The sequence below is a fragment of the Pseudomonas sp. GNP014 genome, assembly GCF_054344005.1.
The window spans coordinates 820,441-838,109 of the sequence record NZ_JBTGUS010000001.1; the positions used below are offsets into that span (position 1 = coordinate 820,441).

The 17,669-nt window shown below is 62.4% G+C and carries 13 protein-coding genes; 4 read left to right on the forward strand and 9 right to left on the reverse strand.

The features are described 5' to 3' along the window. Positions 1 to 47: 47 nt before the first annotated feature. A complete protein-coding gene (ilvD, locus tag ACXX9E_RS03850; RefSeq protein ID WP_186747084.1) occupies positions 48 to 1,889 on the forward strand; it encodes a dihydroxy-acid dehydratase in 1,842 nt (613 codons plus the stop codon). Between the two features lie 87 nt (positions 1,890 to 1,976). Here the strand turns inward: ilvD and ACXX9E_RS03855 are convergent, their stop codons facing one another. Continuing rightward, entirely contained in the window at positions 1,977 to 3,032 is a 1,056-nt protein-coding gene (locus tag ACXX9E_RS03855) for an HAD family hydrolase (RefSeq protein ID WP_128614393.1), read from the reverse strand. Between the two features lie 241 nt (positions 3,033 to 3,273). On the opposite strand from ACXX9E_RS03855, the gene ACXX9E_RS03860 reads away from it, so the two are divergent. Further along, the gene (locus ACXX9E_RS03860; protein WP_128615985.1) at positions 3,274 to 4,662 is read left to right on the forward strand and encodes an L-cystine transporter; all 1,389 of its coding nucleotides are present in this window, start codon (positions 3,274 to 3,276) and stop codon (positions 4,660 to 4,662) included. A gap of 128 nt (positions 4,663 to 4,790) precedes the next feature. Here ACXX9E_RS03860 and ACXX9E_RS03865 read toward each other — a convergent pair whose 3' ends face one another. After that, entirely contained in the window at positions 4,791 to 5,303 is a 513-nt protein-coding gene (locus ACXX9E_RS03865) for a dihydrofolate reductase (RefSeq protein WP_128615986.1), read from the reverse strand. An 85-nt stretch (positions 5,304 to 5,388) separates the two neighbouring features. Here ACXX9E_RS03865 and ACXX9E_RS03870 point away from each other — a divergent pair, with 85 nt between their 5' ends. Both ACXX9E_RS03870 and ACXX9E_RS03875 read left to right on the forward strand, forming a co-directional pair. After that, positions 5,389 to 6,762, forward strand: a complete 1,374-nt coding sequence (locus ACXX9E_RS03870; RefSeq protein ID WP_458555051.1) for a DUF2868 domain-containing protein — start codon at positions 5,389 to 5,391, stop codon at positions 6,760 to 6,762. Continuing rightward, positions 6,755 to 8,140 (forward strand): GTPase/DUF3482 domain-containing protein, encoded by a 1,386-nt coding sequence (locus ACXX9E_RS03875; protein WP_222834104.1) that lies wholly within the window; start codon positions 6,755 to 6,757, stop codon positions 8,138 to 8,140. The genes ACXX9E_RS03870 and ACXX9E_RS03875 overlap by 8 nt, the downstream gene beginning before the upstream one ends. A gap of 382 nt (positions 8,141 to 8,522) precedes the next feature. On the opposite strand, the gene ACXX9E_RS03880 is transcribed toward ACXX9E_RS03875, so the two are convergent. From ACXX9E_RS03880 to ACXX9E_RS03910, 7 genes are all read right to left on the reverse strand, one after another. Continuing rightward, positions 8,523 to 9,083, reverse strand: coding sequence for a phosphonate degradation HD-domain oxygenase (locus ACXX9E_RS03880; RefSeq protein ID WP_447806987.1), 561 nt, complete (start codon positions 9,081 to 9,083; stop codon positions 8,523 to 8,525). After that, positions 9,083 to 10,216, reverse strand: coding sequence for a TIGR03364 family FAD-dependent oxidoreductase (locus ACXX9E_RS03885; protein WP_458555052.1), 1,134 nt, complete (start codon positions 10,214 to 10,216; stop codon positions 9,083 to 9,085). Before ACXX9E_RS03885 ends, ACXX9E_RS03880 begins: the two co-directional genes overlap by 1 nt. A gap of 142 nt (positions 10,217 to 10,358) precedes the next feature. Beyond that, positions 10,359 to 11,384 carry a putative 2-aminoethylphosphonate ABC transporter substrate-binding protein gene (locus tag ACXX9E_RS03890; RefSeq protein WP_016983209.1) on the reverse strand — a complete coding sequence of 342 codons (1,026 nt, stop codon included), beginning with the start codon at positions 11,382 to 11,384 and terminating at the stop codon, positions 10,359 to 10,361. A 41-nt stretch (positions 11,385 to 11,425) separates the two neighbouring features. Continuing rightward, entirely contained in the window at positions 11,426 to 13,150 is a 1,725-nt protein-coding gene (locus ACXX9E_RS03895; protein WP_123469618.1) for a putative 2-aminoethylphosphonate ABC transporter permease subunit, read from the reverse strand. Further along, entirely contained in the window at positions 13,150 to 14,226 is a 1,077-nt protein-coding gene (locus tag ACXX9E_RS03900; protein ID WP_123469620.1) for a putative 2-aminoethylphosphonate ABC transporter ATP-binding protein, read from the reverse strand. The genes ACXX9E_RS03895 and ACXX9E_RS03900 overlap by 1 nt, the downstream gene beginning before the upstream one ends. A 258-nt stretch (positions 14,227 to 14,484) precedes the next feature. Beyond that, positions 14,485 to 15,348, reverse strand: coding sequence for a LysR family transcriptional regulator (locus tag ACXX9E_RS03905; protein WP_123470308.1), 864 nt, complete (start codon positions 15,346 to 15,348; stop codon positions 14,485 to 14,487). 13 nt (positions 15,349 to 15,361) lie between these two features. Continuing rightward, complete coding sequence (locus ACXX9E_RS03910; protein WP_458555053.1) at positions 15,362 to 17,623, reverse strand: heavy metal translocating P-type ATPase; 2,262 nt, start codon at positions 17,621 to 17,623, stop codon at positions 15,362 to 15,364. Positions 17,624 to 17,669 lie beyond the last annotated feature (46 nt).

The window sequence follows — 17,669 nt, forward strand, 5'->3', positions numbered from 1 at the left end:
AGAAGCTCACTCCCCTTTGATACCTGATTAGCCGCCCGGAGTGCTCCATGCCAGATTACCGCTCGAAAACATCCACCCACGGCCGCAACATGGCCGGCGCCCGCGCACTGTGGCGCGCCACCGGGATGAAAGATGACGACTTCAAGAAGCCGATCATCGCCATTGCCAACTCCTTCACCCAGTTCGTACCAGGCCACGTGCACCTCAAAGACCTCGGTCAACTGGTGGCCCGTGAAATCGAACGCGCCGGTGGCGTCGCGAAAGAATTCAACACCATCGCCGTCGACGACGGCATCGCCATGGGCCACGACGGCATGCTCTATTCGCTGCCGAGCCGCGAGATCATCGCCGACTCCGTCGAGTACATGGTCAACGCCCACTGTGCCGACGCCATCGTCTGCATCTCCAACTGCGACAAGATCACCCCGGGCATGCTGATGGCCGCTTTGCGCCTGAACATTCCGGTGATCTTCGTATCCGGCGGTCCGATGGAAGCCGGCAAGACCAAACTCGCCTCCCACGGCCTCGACCTGGTCGACGCCATGGTGATCGCCGCCGACTCCAGCGCTTCTGACGAGAAAGTCGCCGAGTACGAACGCAGCGCCTGCCCGACCTGCGGTTCGTGCTCCGGCATGTTCACCGCCAACTCGATGAACTGCCTGACCGAAGCCCTGGGCCTCGCGCTGCCAGGCAATGGTTCGACCCTGGCCACCCACAGCGACCGCGAACAGCTGTTCCTGCAGGCCGGCCGCACCATCGTCGAGCTGTGCAAGCGTTACTACGGCGAGAACGACGAATCCGTGCTGCCGCGCAACATCGCCAACTTCAAGGCGTTCGAGAACGCAATGATGCTCGACATCGCCATGGGTGGCTCGACCAACACCATCCTGCACCTGCTCGCTGCCGCCCAGGAAGCCGAAATCGATTTCGACCTGCGCGACATCGACCGTCTCTCGCGCAGCGTTCCACAGCTGTGCAAAGTCGCGCCGAACATCCAGAAGTACCACATGGAAGACGTGCACCGCGCTGGCGGCATCTTCAGCATCCTCGGTTCGCTGGCCCGTGGCGGCCTGCTGCACACCGACCTGCCGACCGTGCACAGTCGCAGCATGGAAGAAGCCATCGCCAAGTGGGACATCACCCAGACCACCGATGAAGCGGTGCACCACTTCTTCAAGGCCGGTCCTGCGGGCATTCCGACGCAAACCGCGTTCAGCCAGTCGACCCGTTGGGAAACCCTGGATGACGACCGGGAAAACGGCTGCATCCGCAGCTTCGAGCACGCCTATTCCAAAGAAGGTGGCCTGGCCGTGCTGTACGGCAACATCGCCCTCGACGGTTGCGTGGTGAAAACCGCCGGCGTCGATGAGTCGATCCACGTTTTCGAAGGCAACGCGAAGATCTTCGAAAGCCAGGACAGCGCGGTGCGCGGCATCCTCGCCGACGAAGTGAAGGAAGGCGACATCGTCATCATTCGCTACGAAGGCCCGAAAGGCGGCCCGGGCATGCAGGAAATGCTCTACCCGACGTCGTACCTGAAGTCCAAAGGCCTGGGCAAAGCCTGTGCGCTACTCACCGACGGTCGTTTCTCCGGCGGTACTTCCGGTCTGTCGATCGGCCACGCTTCGCCAGAGGCTGCGGCCGGTGGCGCAATCGGTCTGGTGCAGGACGGCGACAAAGTGCTGATCGACATTCCGAACCGCTCGATCAACCTGTTGGTCAGCGATGAAGAACTGGCTGCGCGCCGGGTCGAGCAGGACAAGAAAGGCTGGAAACCGGTCGAGCAGCGTCCACGCAAAGTGACCACTGCGCTGAAGGCCTACGCCTTGCTGGCGACCAGCGCCGACAAGGGTGCGGTGCGTAACAAGGCGATGCTCGACGGGATCTAAAAAAGCTCAAAGCAGCGAGCTACAAGCGGCAAGAAAGAGCAACGCGGCTCTTACTTGCAGCTTGCGGCTCCCCGCTATCAGCTGCTTTTATTGGATGTCTTCAGGCTTGACGATCACCCAGTTCTTGTCCGCCGTCACCGGCAAGCCTTCCTTGGCCTGCGCCGCGGCGTGCTTGGCCATCATGCCGTTGAGCTGAGTCATGTATTTGTCCTTGCGGTTGACCCACAGGTGGATACCGCCCTTGGCCACATCCACATCGTGGAACAGCATGTAGCCGTCGCTGCTCGGGGTGTCGCCGCCCACCAGTACCGGTTTTTTCCACTCGTCGATGTAGGTCAGGATCGCCGCGTGTTTGCCGGCCATCCAGGTCGCTGGGGTCCACAGGTACGGGGTGAGTTCGAGGCCAAGGTTGGCCTTCTCGTCATACTTGCCGGCAGTGATCTGTTTGCGCGCAGTGGTCAGCTCGCCGGTTTCGCGATTCTTCAGCAACGTAGTCACGCCGATCACGTTCTGCGGTTTGACGTTATAGCCATACTTCGGATCGGCCGCGACCATCCGCACCAGTTCTTCGGAAGCGGCGGTCATCACGTAGACCTCGATGCCGTTCTCCATCAGCTTGTTGTACAACTCAGCCTGACCGGTAAAGACTTTCGGCGGATTAACGTCGAGTTTCTTCACCACATCGCCTTCGTAATAAGTCGCCGGCACCGGTTTGCCCGAAGCCATCAGCTCATCGACGTAGCCCTTCAGCTCTTTGAGGGTGAAGCCGGAGAACACTTGCGCCACCCACGGGTAGCAGACCATATCGTCGACTTCGCACAGGCGATAGTAGTAACTGAACAGGCTTTCCTTGTGGTCGGCGGTGTCCTTGAACGGCATCAGTTTCAGCGAAGGATCGAGCTTGTCGCGAGTGATCAGCCCCTTGTTTTCCATGAACGGCAACAACGACTCTTCGAGGTCGTAGCGGTAACTGGTGTTGTCCATGTCGAACACCGCGTAGTTACCCTTGTTGGCGTTGGCCGCGATCATCGCGTCCAGTGCCTTGGCCTGATCCGCCGGCCAGTGCTTCAGATCGGTGGCGAATGCGTGAGCGGCCAAGCCCAATCCAAGAACCACAGCGAGCATTTTCGGTGCGAACTTCATCGGCGTTTTCTCCCTGACTGAAAGACATCGACGCTAACAAATAAGTGTGACAGTCCTCGTCTGTCAGCGACCGCTTACGTCTCCTCAACGCCAGTTGCATTGCCGAGAGCGACAGTGGCTTATTCCAAAAACGACGGACGACCTGCGATTTCGGTATTAATTCATTGGAAATCAAACTGTTAGGCTTGCCGGTTCGCAGTTGCTCAAGAATGCGACTGGCACAAGTCTTATCGGAGTCTTCATGAATCTGCCGCTGATCCTCAATCTGCTGGTGTTCCTCGCCCTGCTCTTCGGTCTGGCGCAAACCCGCCACACCACGTGGAGCCTGGCGAAAAAAGTCCTGCTCGCGCTGGGTCTGGGCGTGGCGTTCGGCGTTGCGCTGCACAGCGTTTACGGCGCCGGCAATCCGGTGCTGAAAGCCTCGATCGGCTGGTTCGATCTGGTGGGCAACGGTTACGTGCAGTTGCTGCAAATGATCGTGATCCCGCTGGTATTCGCCTCGATCCTCAGCGCGGTGGCGCGTCTGCACAACGCCTCGTCGCTGGGCAAGATCAGCTTCCTGACCATCGGCACCCTGCTGTTCACCACCGCGATTGCGGCGCTGATCGGTATCGGCCTGACCAACCTGTTCGGCCTCACCGCCGAAGGCCTGGTTGCCGGCACTCAGGAGATGGCCCGCCTGCAAACCATTCAAACCGACTATGCCGGCAAGGTCGCCGACCTGAATGTGCCGCAACTGCTGCTGTCGTTCATTCCGCAGAACCCGTTCGCCGACCTGGCTCGGGCCAAACCGACCTCGATCATCAGCGTGGTGATTTTTGCTGCGTTCCTCGGCGTGGCGGCGCTGCAACTGCTCAAGGATGACGTCGAGAAAGGTCAGAAAGTGATCAACGCCATCGACACCCTGCAAGCCTGGGTGATGCGTCTGGTGCGTCTGGTGATGAAGCTGACCCCGTATGGCGTCCTGGCGCTGATGACCAAAGTGGTCGCCGGTTCCAACCTGCAGGACATCATCAAGCTCGGCAGTTTCGTCGTGGTCTCGTACCTCGGCCTCGGCCTGATGTTCGTGGTCCACGGTTTGCTGGTGTCGGCCGCCGGGATCAACCCGCTGCGCTTCTTCCGCAAGATCTGGCCGGTGCTGACCTTCGCATTCACCAGCCGCTCCAGCGCGGCGAGCATTCCGCTGAGCATCGAAGCGCAGACCCGTCGTCTGGGTATTCCGCAGTCGGTGGCCAGTTTCGCCGCCTCGTTCGGCGCAACTATCGGCCAGAACGGTTGCGCCGGTCTGTACCCGGCGATGTTGGCGGTGATGGTTGCGCCAACCGTGGGCATCAATCCGCTGGATCCGCTGTGGATCGCGACGCTGGTGGCGATTGTGACCCTGAGCTCGGCCGGTGTGGCCGGTGTGGGCGGCGGCGCGACGTTTGCCGCGCTGATCGTGCTGCCGGCGATGGGCTTGCCGGTGTCACTGGTGGCGTTGCTGATTTCGGTTGAGCCGCTGATCGACATGGGTCGTACGGCGTTGAACGTGAGTGGCTCGATCACCGCAGGCGCGATTACCAGTCAGGTGATGCAGCAGACGGATAAAGCGCTGCTGGATGCGGATGAGCATGCGGCGCTAGCGAGCTAGCCAGCTGCAAGCTGCAAGCTGCAAGCTGCAAGCTGCAAGCTGCAAGCTGCAAGCTGCAAGCTGCAAGCTGCAAGCTGCAAGAAGAGCATTCCCGCTTTCACTTGTGGCTTGCAGCTCGAAGCTTGAAGCTATCTTTTCTCCCAGACCTCAAAGTTGTACGCGGGCTTGTCGCCCTCCGCCGGATTCGGCACATTCGACACCAGCTTCCACTGGTTCAGATCGAACTCCGGAAACCACGCGTCGCCTTCCGGGCTCAGCGCCACACGGGTCAGGTACAGACGATCGGCCTGCGCCAGCCCTTGCGCATACAACTGCGCACCGCCAATCAGCATCAGCTCATCGACGCCCTGCGCTTTCGCCCATTCCTCGGCGCGAACCACCGCAGCTTCCAGCGACGGATAGACCTCTGCCCCCTCCAGCACCAGATCGGCCTGACGGCTGACCACGATGTTCAAGCGACCCGGCAGCGGACGACCGAGCGAATCCCAGGTCTTGCGGCCCATGATGATCGGCTTGCCGAGGGTCGTGGCCTTGAAGTATTTGAAGTCCCCCGGCAGGTGCCAGGGCATGCTGTTGTCGACGCCGATCACGCGGTTTTCACCGAGGGCTGCGATCAGGCTGAGGGGGAGTGATTTAGTCATGCCGGCGAGGATACCAGAGCCTCGCTTGACCCGATAAGCGCCACAGCGGTTATGCTCACAGCTCAATTGAGCAACGGAATGGCGCGTGACTGAACTGACTCCCCTGCAAAACCTCTGGCTGAGCGAAACCATCCGCCTGCGCGAAGAACACGCCGGGCCGCTGGAGGATCTGGAAGCCAATCGTCTGGCCCGCGCGGCCGGCGGCGATCTGCCGAGCCGCATTCAACGCCGGGCGTTGTGGCTGGCCGAGCGTGACGGGCTGAGCGCTGCGCTCACTCACTGGCTGCAAGGCGCACGCCTGGCGCTGGTACTGCTGCTGATCTTCGCAGTGCTCAGCGGTGCCGGTCTGGCCTTCGCCGCGTTGAGCCAGACACCGGTCAATGTGTTCTGGGCCTTGGGCAGTCTGCTCGGGTTGAACGTGATTCTGCTGCTGAGCTGGGCGTTGGGGTTGATCTTTGCCGGCGAACACGGCGCCACTCTTGGCCGCTTGTGGTTGTGGCTCAGCGAAAAATTCGCCCGGGATGCCAAAGCCGCGCAACTGGCGCCGGCTCTGCTGTTGATGCTGCAACGCAAAAAACTCAACCGCTGGGCCCTCGGCACCTTGGTCAACGGCTTGTGGCTGCTGGCGATGCTCAGCGCGCTGGTGTTGCTGCTGACGCTGATGGCCACCCGGCGCTACGGCTTCGTCTGGGAAACCACCATTCTCAGCGCTGACACTTTCATCAACATGACCCAGGCCCTCGGCGCGCTGCCGGCGCTGATCGGTTTCAACGTGCCGAGCGTGGAGATGATCCGCGCCAGCGGCGACGCCGCGCTGGACATCGAAAGTGCCCGACAGGCCTGGGCGACCTGGCTGGTGGGTGTGCTGGTGGTCTACGGTGTGCTGCCGCGCCTGCTGCTGGCCGTGTTCTGTTTCTGGCGCTGGAGCCGTGGCAAAGCCGCGCTGAGCCTGGACCTGAAGCTGCCCGGCTACGCTCAGTTGCGCGAACGCCTGATGCCGACCAGCGAACGCCTTGGCATCAACGACGCGGCGCCGGAACAATTGCATCGGGTCGAAAGCCACGTCAGTGCACACGCCAGCGACGGCGCCCTGCTGGTGGCCATCGAACTCGACGACCAGCGCCCGTGGCCACCGGCCCTGCCGAAAACCGTGAGCAACGCCGGCATCCTCGACAGCCGTGAATCGCGACACAAACTGCTCGAACAACTCAGCCGCTTCCCCCCGGCGCGCCTGCTGATCGCCTGCGATCCGCGGCGCTCGCCGGATCGCGGCAGCCTCGCGTTGATTGCCGAACTGGCACGCAACGCCAGCGCCACCCGCGTCTGGTTGCTGCAAGCGCCGCCCGGTGAAGCGCTGGACAGCGCCCGCCTCGGCGACTGGCACGTGGCGCTGCAACAGCTTGAGCTGCCGTTCGCCGATTGCGCACCGTTGAACTGGCTGGAGAACGGTCATGACTGATGCTCGCAAAGCGCCGCTGAAACTCGCGGTGGTCGGCCACACCAACGTCGGCAAGACCTCGCTGTTGCGCACCCTGACCCGCGACGTCGGTTTCGGCGAAGTCTCGCATCGGCCGAGCACCACTCGGCATGTCGAGGGTGCGCGGTTGTCGGTGGACGGCGAGCCGTTGCTCGATCTCTACGACACACCGGGACTGGAAGACGCCATCGCCCTGCTGGATTTCCTCGAACGCCTGGAACGCCCCGGCGAACGCCTCGACGGGCCGGCGCGCCTGACACGGTTTCTCGACGGCAGCGAGGCACGCCAGCGTTTCGAACAGGAGGCGAAAGTGCTGCGGCAATTGCTCGCCTCCGACGCCGGACTCTATGTGATCGACGCCCGCGAACCGGTTTTGGCCAAATACCGCGACGAACTGGAAGTGCTCGCCAGTTGTGGCAAGCCGCTGCTGCCGGTGCTGAATTTTGTCAGCAGCGCCAACCATCGCGAACCGGACTGGCGCGAAGCGTTGGCGCGGCTCGGCCTGCATGCGCTGGTGCGCTTCGACAGCGTTGCACCGCCGGAGGACGGCGAGCGGCGGCTGTATGAAAGCCTCGCATTGCTACTGGAAAATGCTCGTCCGCAACTGGAACGACTGATCGCCGATCAACAGGCCCAGCGCCTCGCGCGGCAGCAAAGTGCGGCGCGTTTGATTGCCGAGTTGCTGATCGACTGCGCGGCGTGCCGGCGCAGTGTGGTCAGCGCCGTCGAACAGGAACAGCAAGCGATCAGCGAACTGCGCAAAGCCGTGCGTCAGCGTGAGCAGAGGTGCGTCGAAGCGTTGCTCAAGCTCTACGCGTTTCGCCCGCAGGACGCAGCGGCCAGTGATCTGCCGTTGCTGGATGGGCGCTGGGGCGATGATTTGTTCAACCCGGAAACCTTGAAGCAACTGGGAGTTCGCGTTGGTGGCGGGATTGCGGCAGGCGCCGCGGCCGGGGCTGGTGTGGATTTGCTGGTGGGCGGGATTACGCTCGGTGCAGCCGCTTTGGCCGGCGCGATCGCTGGCGGCGCGCTGCAAACGGCGCGCAGTTATGGCAGTCGCTTGCTCGGCAAGATCAAGGGCCAGCGGGAATTGACCGTGGATGACGGCGTGTTGCGGCTGTTGGCGCTGCGTCAGCGGCAGCTGTTGCTGGCGCTCGATCAACGCGGACACGCGGCGATGGAGGCGGTTCAGGTCGCCACCCCGCAGGACAAAACCTGGCGCGAGGGCAAGCTGCCCGAGGCACTGAGCAAGGCACGGGCGCATCCGCAGTGGTCGTCGTTGAATCCGCATGCAAAGTTGAATCAGGCGGAAAGGCAGGAGCAGATTGAGGCGTTGGTGGGAAAGGTGCTTGAGCTTTAGACGCCGCCCCTCACCCCAGCCCTCTCCCGGAGGGAGAGGGGGCTGACCGTGGTGTTCTCGGGTCATACATCGACCTGAGACACCCAGTCGAACTCAGGTTTGAAAGGCATGAAGATCGGCTCCCTCACCCTGCACTCCCGAAGGGAGAGGGAGCTGACCGTGGTGTTCTCGGGTCATACATCGACCTGAGACACCCAGTCGAACTCAGGTTTGAAACGCATGAAGATCGGCTCCCTCACCCTGCACTCCCGGAGGGAGAGGGAGCTGACCGTGGTGTTCTCGGGTCATACATCGACCTGAGACACCCAGTCGAACTCAGGTTTGAAAGGCGTGAAGATCGGCTCCCTCTCCCTCCGGGAGAGGGCTGGGGTGAGGGTTGCAATCACTCAGCCGACAACAAAACCTCAGCCTTGCGCTTCAGCACACTCAAATCCATTACCGGCACCGCTATCTCCTTGGCCAACTCATCCCACTGCCGCATCCGCAGGCTGACAGCACACAACGGATCGCGCTCAAACATGTCCGCCTCCGCCTCCGTCATCACCCCGCCCTGATACGCCAGTGTCCTGCGACTGGCCTCACTCAAGCGCTCGAAATACCCCGGCTCACGCAACGTCAGATACCGCTTGGCCTGCACGTGATACTCCACCAACCGCGCCAGGCGCTCGCTGAAACCCGCCTCACGCAAATAATCCGCCCCCAGCCGCTCATGGCTGACCACGCCATACCCGCCCATGTTCTCGGCGCCCTCGGCACACAGATGGCCGATGTCGTGGAAGAACGCCGCCAGCACCACCTCGTCATCGAAGCCTTCGGCGATTGCCAGTTCGGCGGCCTGGGACATGTGCTCGATCTGCGACACCGGTTCGCCGATGTAATCGCGAGTGCCGAAACGCTCATACAACCCGAACACCCGGGCGACGACTTGTTGGTGATCCGCCATCAGATTTCCTCCAGCAACTGCGCGATGTTGCGCTCGGCCAGCGCCGGGCCGACGCTCATGCCGACGCCGGTGTGCATCAGCGCCACACTCAGCCCCGGTGCCGGGCGCAGGAACGAAAACGGTCCCGGCGCACGGGCACCGTAGACGCCCTGCCAGCGCTCGACCACGTGCACCTTGCAGCCCAGCGTCTGCTCGGCCAGTTCCAGCATCCAGTTGTCCACTTGTTCGGCGTTGAACGGCGACGGGTCGCTGCCGTAATGGTGCGAATCGCCGATGATCAGCTCGCCATACGGCGTCGGGCTGATCAGCAGGTGAATGCCGTTGTCGTGCAGGTGCGGTTGTTCGCGCAGGATCTGCGCCTGCACCGCTGCCGCCTGCGGTAGATCGGCGAAGGCGCCGTAGTGCACGCAGCTCAAACCAGTGAGCAAGGCGTGTTGCAGGTTAAGTTCGATCTGCGGTTTGGCGCGAAGCATTTGCAGGCGACAGATTTGCGGGTCGAGCGCGGCAATCGGCTCGGCCAGCAGGGTCTGATAATCGTGGCCGGAGCAGACGATGATCTGTTTCGCCGTGAACGTACCGGCGGTGCTGTGCAGGCGCCCCGGCTCGACATCACGCACCAGCGTGGAGAAATGAAATTCGACGCCGAGGTCGCGGCGCAGGTAGTCGATCAGCGCCGGGATCGCTTCACGCGAGTACAGCTGTTGATCGTCCATGCCGTGCAACGCCGCGCGGTGGTGGCTGAACTGACCGTGGTACAGATCACGCAGGGCAGCACCGCGCAATAGCGCGATGTTGTAACCGTGTTCCACGGCGCGGCCGTTGCAGAAGGCTTCGAGCAGGTGTTCTTCAGCTTCGGTGCGGGCGAACAGGTACGAGCCGTTACGCTTGATCTGCAGACCGGCGAGTTGCGCCCAGTCACCCCAGATGTCGCGGCTGGCCTTGGCCAGTTCGAGCATCGGGCCGGGTGGCTGGCCGGTGACCAGCGCCTGGCCGAAGTTGCGCACCGAGGCGCCGAGAGGCGTGGCGGTGCGTTCGAAAACGCTGACCTTGAGCCCGCGTTTGGCGGCGGCATAGGCGTGAGACAGGCCGAGGATGCCAGCGCCAGCGATGAGCAGGTCTTTGTGTTGGGTCATTTAGAGGTGCTCTGAATGAGAGACCGCTTTCGCTGGCAAGCCAGCTCCCACAGGTTTAGAGGTGTTCAAAAATCTGTATCCACCCCGGAATACTGTGGGAGCTGACTTGCCAGCGATGGGGCCCTGTCAGTCGATAAAGATCTTACTTGGCGACGACTTTCTCGGACTTGCCGTCATAACGCTTGCGCCACTCGGTCAGGATCTCGTCGCGGTTCTTCGAGGCCCAGGCAAAGTCGTTCTTGATCAGGCGCTGCTCGTAGTCGGCCGGCAGTTCGGTTTGCGGCTTGGCGATACCCGGCTGAGCAAGAACAGCGAAGTTTTCTTTGTACAGGTCCATCGCCTCGGCGCTGGCAGAGAAGTCCGCGAGTTTTTTCGCTGCTTCTTCATGCGGCGTGCCTTTGATCACGGCAGTGGCTTCGATCTCCCAGCCCAGGCCTTCCTTCGGCAGGATGATGTCCAGCGGCGCGCCCTGGCGTTTCAGCTGAACGGCCGGGTATTCAAAGGAAATGCCGATCGGGAACTCGCCCGCCGCCGCCAGTTTGCAAGGCTTGGAACCGGAGTGAACGTACTGGCCGATGTTCTGGTGCAGACCGTCCATGTAGGCCCAGCCCTGCTTCTCGCCGAAGGTTTGCAGCCAGGCGCTGACGTCGAGGAAACCGGTGCCGGACGACGCCGGGTTCGGCATGACGATCTTGCCCTTGTACTCAGGCTTGGTCAGATCCTGCCAGCTCACTGGCTTGGTCAGGCCCTGCTTCTCGGCCTCGACGGTGTTGAAGCAAATGGTCGCGGCCCAGACGTCCATGCCGACCCAGGCTGGCGGGTTGGCGGCGTCGCGGTAGTTCGCGCCGATCTTGCCCAGATCCTTCGGCGCGTAGCTTTGCAACATGCCTTGCTGATCGAGAATCGCCAGGCTCGAAGCGGCCAAGCCCCACACCGCGTCAGCCTGCGGACGGGCCTTTTCGGCGAGCAGTTTGGCGGTGATGATCCCGGTGGAGTCACGCACCCACTTGATCTCGACGTCCGGGTTGGCCTTTTCGAACGCTTCTTTGTAGGACTTCAGTTGCTCGGCTTCGAGGGCGGTGTACACCGTCAACTCGGTTTTTGCCGCGAAGGCATTCAGGCTGAAAGTAGCGAGCACAGCAGCGGCCAGGGCCATAGGCTTGAACATGATCGTTTTCCTGTAGGTGAGTTGAGGTTTGCAGGTTTGAATCAGTGACCGGGCGCGGTTTGCCGCCAGGCCTGGGAACGGCGCAGCAAGCCGCGCGAAGCCCACGCCAGCAGCAAGGACACGCCTGCCGAGGTGAACAGAATCAGGGTCGACATCGCCGCCGCGCCGCCGACGTTGCCGGCGTCATCCATGTTCAGCACCGCCACCGCCGCGAGGATGGTGTCGGGGCTGTAGAGGAAGATCGCCGCCGACACGGTGGTCATCGCCGAAACGAACAGGTAGCGCACGATGTCCAGCAGCGCCGGCAGGCAGATCGGCACGGTGACGCGCAGGTAATGGCGGTACAGCGGCGCCTTGAGCGACAGCGCAGCGGCTTCGAACTCGGCGTCGAGCTGGCGCAGCGCGGTGGTCGCGGTCATTTGTGCGGTGGTCAGGTAGTGCGCAATGGTGCAGACGATCAGCAGGGTCATCGTCCCGTACAGCACGTGCAGCGGGTTGCCGGTGAGGTTGAAGAAGAAGACGTAACCCAGGCCAAGCACCAGCCCCGGCACCGCCATCGGGATGAAACTGAGCATGCGCAACGCCAGGTTGAGGCCGCGCTGGGTGCGGGTTTTCTCCATCAGGTAAGCGCCGGTGAAGATCAGCACACTGCCGATCAGCGCCGTACCCAAGGCCATCTTCAGACTGTTGCCGTAGGCCAGCCAGCCACCGCCGGCGGTTTCGTTGAACTGATAGTGGTTGAGCGACAGCGACAGGTTGTACGGCCAGAACTTCACCAGCGAGGAAAACACCGCCATGCCGAACACCAGAATCAACGCGGCGCTGATCAGCAAAACAATCGCCAGATAGCAGCCGTCGCGCAATTTCGATGGCACCGGTTTGAACACTTGGGCGCGGCCACTCATTGAATCGCCATGACGGCGGCGCAGCCAGGCATCCACACCAAAGCTGAACAGCGCCGGCAGCAACAGCACCATGCCGATCAACGCGCCGCGACCGAATTGCTGTTGGCCGACCACCGCTTTATAGGCTTCCAGCGCCAGCACTTGATAGTCGCCACCGACTACCACCGGCACCCCGAAATCGGTGATGGTCAGGGTGAACACCAGACAGAACGCGGCGAACACGGCCTGCCGGGTTGCCGGCCAAGTAATACTGCGAAAGGCCTTGGCCGGACTGGCGCCCATGCTCGACGCGGCATCAAACAGGCGCGCATCGGCCAGCGACAATGCCGAGAGCAGAATCATCAGCGCATGCGGGAAGGTGTAAATCACCTCACCCAGCACAATCCCCCAGAAACCGTAGATGTTGTCCGAGAGCAATCCACGCAACATGCCCTGGTTGCCGAACAGATAGACCAGCGCGATCCCCGGCAGCATCGACGGCGCCATCAACGGCAGCAGGGAAATCCCGCGCCAGATGCCCTTGGCCGGAATCAGCGTGCGTTGCAGGGCGTAGGCAAACAGGTAGGCCAGCGGTACGACAATGGCCGCAACGCTGAGGGAAACTTTCAGGCTGTTGCCGAGCAGCCAGTGGAAATTGGCGCTGGTCACCAGCTCCTGCGCGGCGAGCCAGCCACCGCCCTGCCCGGCCTCGCTGCTGAAGCCGCGCCAGAAGATCGCCAGCAAGGGCAGCAGCACCGCGACACCGAGCAGCAACAACAGCAGGAGTTTGCCGCCGAGGACAAAGATCCGGTCACCGACCTCGGCACCGGACACTCGCCGCGCCTGCTTGTGCGGTAGCGGCAGTGCGATGTTCGCGCTCATCAGGCAAACACCTGCAGGCTGCGCGGCGGCAAGGCGACCATGATCTGCTGGGCGCCGAGGCGCGGCATGGCTTCCGGCGCCAGTTCGGCAAGCAACGGATGCCCCGGCAATTGGTCGAGTTCGAAGCTCATGCGGCAGCGGTTGCCGAGGAAAGTGATCTCGCGCACCTTGGCCGGAAACAGGTTTTCTTCGTGCACCACGGGATTGACGTTGATCGCTTCCGGACGGCAGAACAGTCGCCCCGAAGCGCCGCTCACGCTGCCATCAGCCAGACGCACATCCATCCCGCCAACCCGGGCGTGACTGGCGCTGCTGCGCTGGAACGGCAGCCAGTTGCCCTGACCGACAAACTCGGCCACGAACGGTGTGGCCGGGCGGTTGTAGATTTCCTGCGGGGTGGCGTACTGCTCGACACGGCCGTTGTTCATCACAGCGATGCGGTCGGCCATCAGCATGGCTTCGTCCTGATTGTGGGTGACCATCAGGGTGGTGATGCCGAGGTTGCGCTGCAGCTGGCGCAGTTCGGTGCACAGATGCTCGCGCACCCGGGCGTCCAGCGCCGACATCGGTTCATCGAGCAACAGCAGCGACGGCGCCGGGGCCAGGGCACGCGCCAGCGCGACTCGCTGTTGCTGGCCGCCGGACAACTGGCCCGGGTACTTTTTCTCACTGCCGGTGAGGCCGACCAGCTCCAGCATCTGCCCGACGCGGCGACGGACCTCGTCGCGACCACTGCCGGCGAGGCCGTAAGCAATGTTCGCTTCGACCGTCAGATTGGGAAACAGCGCGTAGGACTGAAACAGAATCCCGTAGTCGCGGGCTTGTGGGGCGAGGTGCGAAACGTCGCGGTCACCGAGGTACAACTCGCCGCTGTCCTGCTTCTCCAGACCGGCGATGCAGCGCAGCAGCGTGGTCTTGCCACAGCCGGAGGGGCCGAGCAGACACACCAGCTCACCGGCCGCGACATCGAGGGAGACGTTATCCAGCGCGGTAAACGCGCCGAAGCGCTTCTGCACGCCGCGCACTTTCATCGGCGCACCGGGATTGGTCAGGGCAGTTGCGATTGCAGGATTCATGGACAGACCTCATCAAGCTGATGGGGCCAATCCTAGAGTTGTAATGCGTCCGTCATGTGGCAGTGAGGCAAAAACGGCCGATAGTGGTATTCGGGGATTTTGGTTCAGAAGATTCAGGTCTTGGCTTGTTTGATCGGGCCTCATCGCTGGCAAGCCAGCTGCCACAGGTATTTCTGGTGTTCACAAAATTTGTATTCACTGGAGATCCCTGTGGGAGCTGGCTTGCCAGCGATGAGGCCAGTAAGGGCAACCAAGAAATCAGGCCGGGGACATTTCCTGGGCCAACCCCAGAAATGCCGCCGGCAACCGCGCGCTCTTGCGCTCCTTGAGGCAATACAGATACTCGGGAATCTGCGGCGCATTCTCGATGGTCAGCACCCGCAACTGCGGATCATGCGGCACTTCCTGGCGGGCAATGATGCTGATGCCGATGTTGCGCAGCACCGCCTCACGGATCGACTCGCGGCTGCCGATCTCCAGCAACGGCCCGAAACTGACCCCGGCACTGGCCAGCAACTCCTCGGTCAAACGCCGCGTCGTTGACCCGGTTTCACGCATCAAAAGGGTATGCCCGGCCAGTGCGCTCAAGGCCACGTGATCATGAGCTGCCAGCGGATGATTGCGATGCACCGCCAGTACCAGTGGATCAGTGCCCAGCACCCGGCGAATCAATCGCGCATCGTCGAGCAACTGCGACGAAGCGGCGACGTCCACTCGGTAGTCCTCCAGCGCTTCGAGCACCTGCTGCGAATTGCCGATTTCCACCGACACTTCCACCTGCGGCAAGCGCTCGCGAAAGGTCTTCACCAGATCGAGGATGTAATACGGCGCGGTCGCGGCAATACGCAACGTGCCCTGCACCTGACCGCTATTGCGCAGGAAGAACTCGATGTCGGCTTCCTGCTGCAACAGCGCCTTGACCATCGGCAGCAACCGCGCGCCTTCGTCGCTGACGCTCAGGCGCCGACCGCCACGGTAGAACAGTTCCACCGAGTATTGGCTTTCGAGGTTGCGGATCTGCGTGGTCACGGTGGGTTGGCTAAGGCCGAGCTTTTTCGCCGCCAGCGTGATGCTGCCCAGGCGGGCGACCATGTAAAACGCTTTCAGCTCGGCACTCAGCACAACCTTTCCTCATCTATTTGCGCAGCAGGCGCAAACCGTTGAACACCACCAGCAGGCTCACACCCATGTCGGCGAATACCGCCATCCACATGGTGGCGAGTCCGGCGAAGGTTACCCCAAGAAAGATAGCCTTGATCACCAGTGCCAAGGCGATGTTCTGTTTCAGGATGCTGGCAGTGTCACGCGACAGGCTGATAAACGCGGGAATCTTGCGCAGATCGTCGTCCATCAGGGCGACATCGGCGGTTTCAATCGCGGTGTCGGTGCCGGCCGCCGCCATGGCGAAACCGATCTCGGCGCGGGCCAGTGCCGGGGCGTCGTTGATGCCGTCGCCGACCATGCCCACCCGATGCCCCTGTGCATAAAGTGCTTCGATGGCTTGCAGCTTGTCGGTCGGCAGCAAGTCGCCCTTGGCCTGATCAATGCCGACCTGCGCGGCAATCGCCTGCGCGGTGTGCACGTTGTCACCGGTGAGCATCAGGGTTTTCACGCCCAGAGCATGCAACTGGCGGATCGCTTCGCGGCTGCTTTCCTTGACGGTATCGGCCACGGCGAACAGCGCCAGCGGGCCGGAGCTGTCGAGCAACAGCACCACCGACTTGCCCTGCTTCTCCAGCGCAAACAGTTTTTCTTCCAGCTGCGGCGAGCACAGGCCCAGTTCTTCGACCAGACGATGGTTACCCAAGTGATAGATCTGACCGTTGACCTGCCCCTTCACCCCGCGACCGGCCAACGCTTCGAAGTTATCCACAGTCAGCGCTTTGAAGTTTTTATCCACAGCGGCGTTGGTGATGGCCAGCGACACGGGGTGATCGGAGCGACCGGCCAACGCAGCAGCGATTGCCGGCGCCGTGGCATCTGCCGTTGGGTCGAGGGACAGGTAATCGGTTTGCACCGGTTTGCCGTGAGTGATGGTCCCGGTCTTGTCCAGCGCCAGATAATCGAGCTTGAAACCGCCCTCCAGGTACACGCCGCCCTTGACCAGAATGCCTTTGCGCGCCGCCGCAGCAAGGCCGCTGACGATGGTCACCGGGGTGGAAATCACCAAGGCACATGGGCACGCGACCACCAGCAACACCAGCGCGCGGTAGATCCAGTCGAACCACGCCGCGCCCATGAACAGCGGCGGGATAATCGCCACGGCCAGCGCCAGGACGAACACCACCGGGGTGTAGATTTTCGAGAACTGATCGACGAAGCGTTGGGTCGGAGCGCGCGCACCTTGCGCCTGCTCGACGGCGTGGATGATTCGCGCCAGGGTCGAGTTGTTCGCCGCTGCAGTCACGCTGTATTCCAGCGAACCGGCCTGGTTGATGGTGCCGGCGAAGACTTTATCGCCCACAGTCTTCTCCACCGGCAGGCTTTCACCGGTGATCGGTGCCTGGTCGATGGTCGAGCTGCCGCTGACCACCTCGCCGTCCAGCGCGATGCGCTCGCCGGGTTTTACCCGCACGCGGGCGCCGAGTTCGACGCTTTTCACGTCCTGCTCAATCCAGCTGCCGTCAGCCTGCAACACCGTGGCTTGCTCAGGCGTCATTTGCATCAAACCGCTGATGGCATTGCGCGCACGATCCAGCGAGCGCGCCTCGATCAGTTCGGCCACGGTAAACAGGAACATCACCATCGCCGCTTCCGGCCACTGCCCGATCAACACCGCACCGGTCACCGCGATGCTCATCAGCGCGTTGATATTGAGGTTGCGGTTCTTCAGGGCGATCCAGCCCTTTTTGTAGGTAGTCAGGCCACCGCTGAGGATCGACACCAACGCAATGATCGCCACCACCCAGGTCGGCGCGGCACTGGTGAAGTGGATCACTTCAGCCGCGAGCGCACCGACGCCGGACAGCGCCAGCGGCCACCAGTGTTTTTTCACCGGCGCAGGGGCCGGCGCTTCGACACCCGCCTCCAGCGGTTCGGCGTGCATGCCCAAAGACGTGATCGCCTCGGTGATCGGCGCGGTGTCCGGCAGATTGTGGGTGACGCCGAGCACGCGGTTGATCAGGTTGAATTCCAGTTGCTGCACGCCGGGCAGCTTGCCGAGCTTGTTCTGGATCAGCGTCTGCTCGGTCGGGCAGTCCATCGCTTCGATGCGGAAACTGCTGAGCCGCGCATCGGCGCTGGTCTTTTCGCTCAACTGGACCCGCGCAGGCGCGGCGGCTTTCGACGCGCAGCAGGCATCGCCGCCGTGGTCGTGCTTATGCACGGGCTGCAATTTATGGCTGTGGCCATGATCATGCCCGTCGCCGGGTTTGTGGATGTGCTGAGAATCGCTCATTGGTCGCGTCCATGAAGGTGCCTGTTGCCAAGTAAAGACCCTGTAG

What these genes read in the sequence shown, in the direction of transcription:
- ilvD (WP_186747084.1), top strand. Translation starts at nt 48, where the DNA reads ATGCCAGATTACCGCTCGAAAACATCCACCCACGGCCGCAACATGGCC.
- ACXX9E_RS03855 (WP_128614393.1), bottom strand. Translation starts at nt 3,032, where the DNA reads ATGAAGTTCGCACCGAAAATGCTCGCTGTGGTTCTTGGATTGGGCTTG.
- ACXX9E_RS03860 (WP_128615985.1), top strand. Translation starts at nt 3,274, where the DNA reads ATGAATCTGCCGCTGATCCTCAATCTGCTGGTGTTCCTCGCCCTGCTC.
- ACXX9E_RS03865 (WP_128615986.1), bottom strand. Translation starts at nt 5,303, where the DNA reads ATGACTAAATCACTCCCCCTCAGCCTGATCGCAGCCCTCGGTGAAAAC.
- ACXX9E_RS03875 (WP_222834104.1), top strand. Translation starts at nt 6,755, where the DNA reads ATGACTGATGCTCGCAAAGCGCCGCTGAAACTCGCGGTGGTCGGCCAC.
- ACXX9E_RS03880 (WP_447806987.1), bottom strand. Translation starts at nt 9,083, where the DNA reads ATGGCGGATCACCAACAAGTCGTCGCCCGGGTGTTCGGGTTGTATGAG.
- ACXX9E_RS03885 (WP_458555052.1), bottom strand. Translation starts at nt 10,216, where the DNA reads ATGACCCAACACAAAGACCTGCTCATCGCTGGCGCTGGCATCCTCGGC.
- ACXX9E_RS03890 (WP_016983209.1), bottom strand. Translation starts at nt 11,384, where the DNA reads ATGTTCAAGCCTATGGCCCTGGCCGCTGCTGTGCTCGCTACTTTCAGC.
- ACXX9E_RS03895 (WP_123469618.1), bottom strand. Translation starts at nt 13,150, where the DNA reads ATGAGCGCGAACATCGCACTGCCGCTACCGCACAAGCAGGCGCGGCGA.
- ACXX9E_RS03900 (WP_123469620.1), bottom strand. Translation starts at nt 14,226, where the DNA reads ATGAATCCTGCAATCGCAACTGCCCTGACCAATCCCGGTGCGCCGATG.
- ACXX9E_RS03910 (WP_458555053.1), bottom strand. Translation starts at nt 17,623, where the DNA reads ATGAGCGATTCTCAGCACATCCACAAACCCGGCGACGGGCATGATCAT.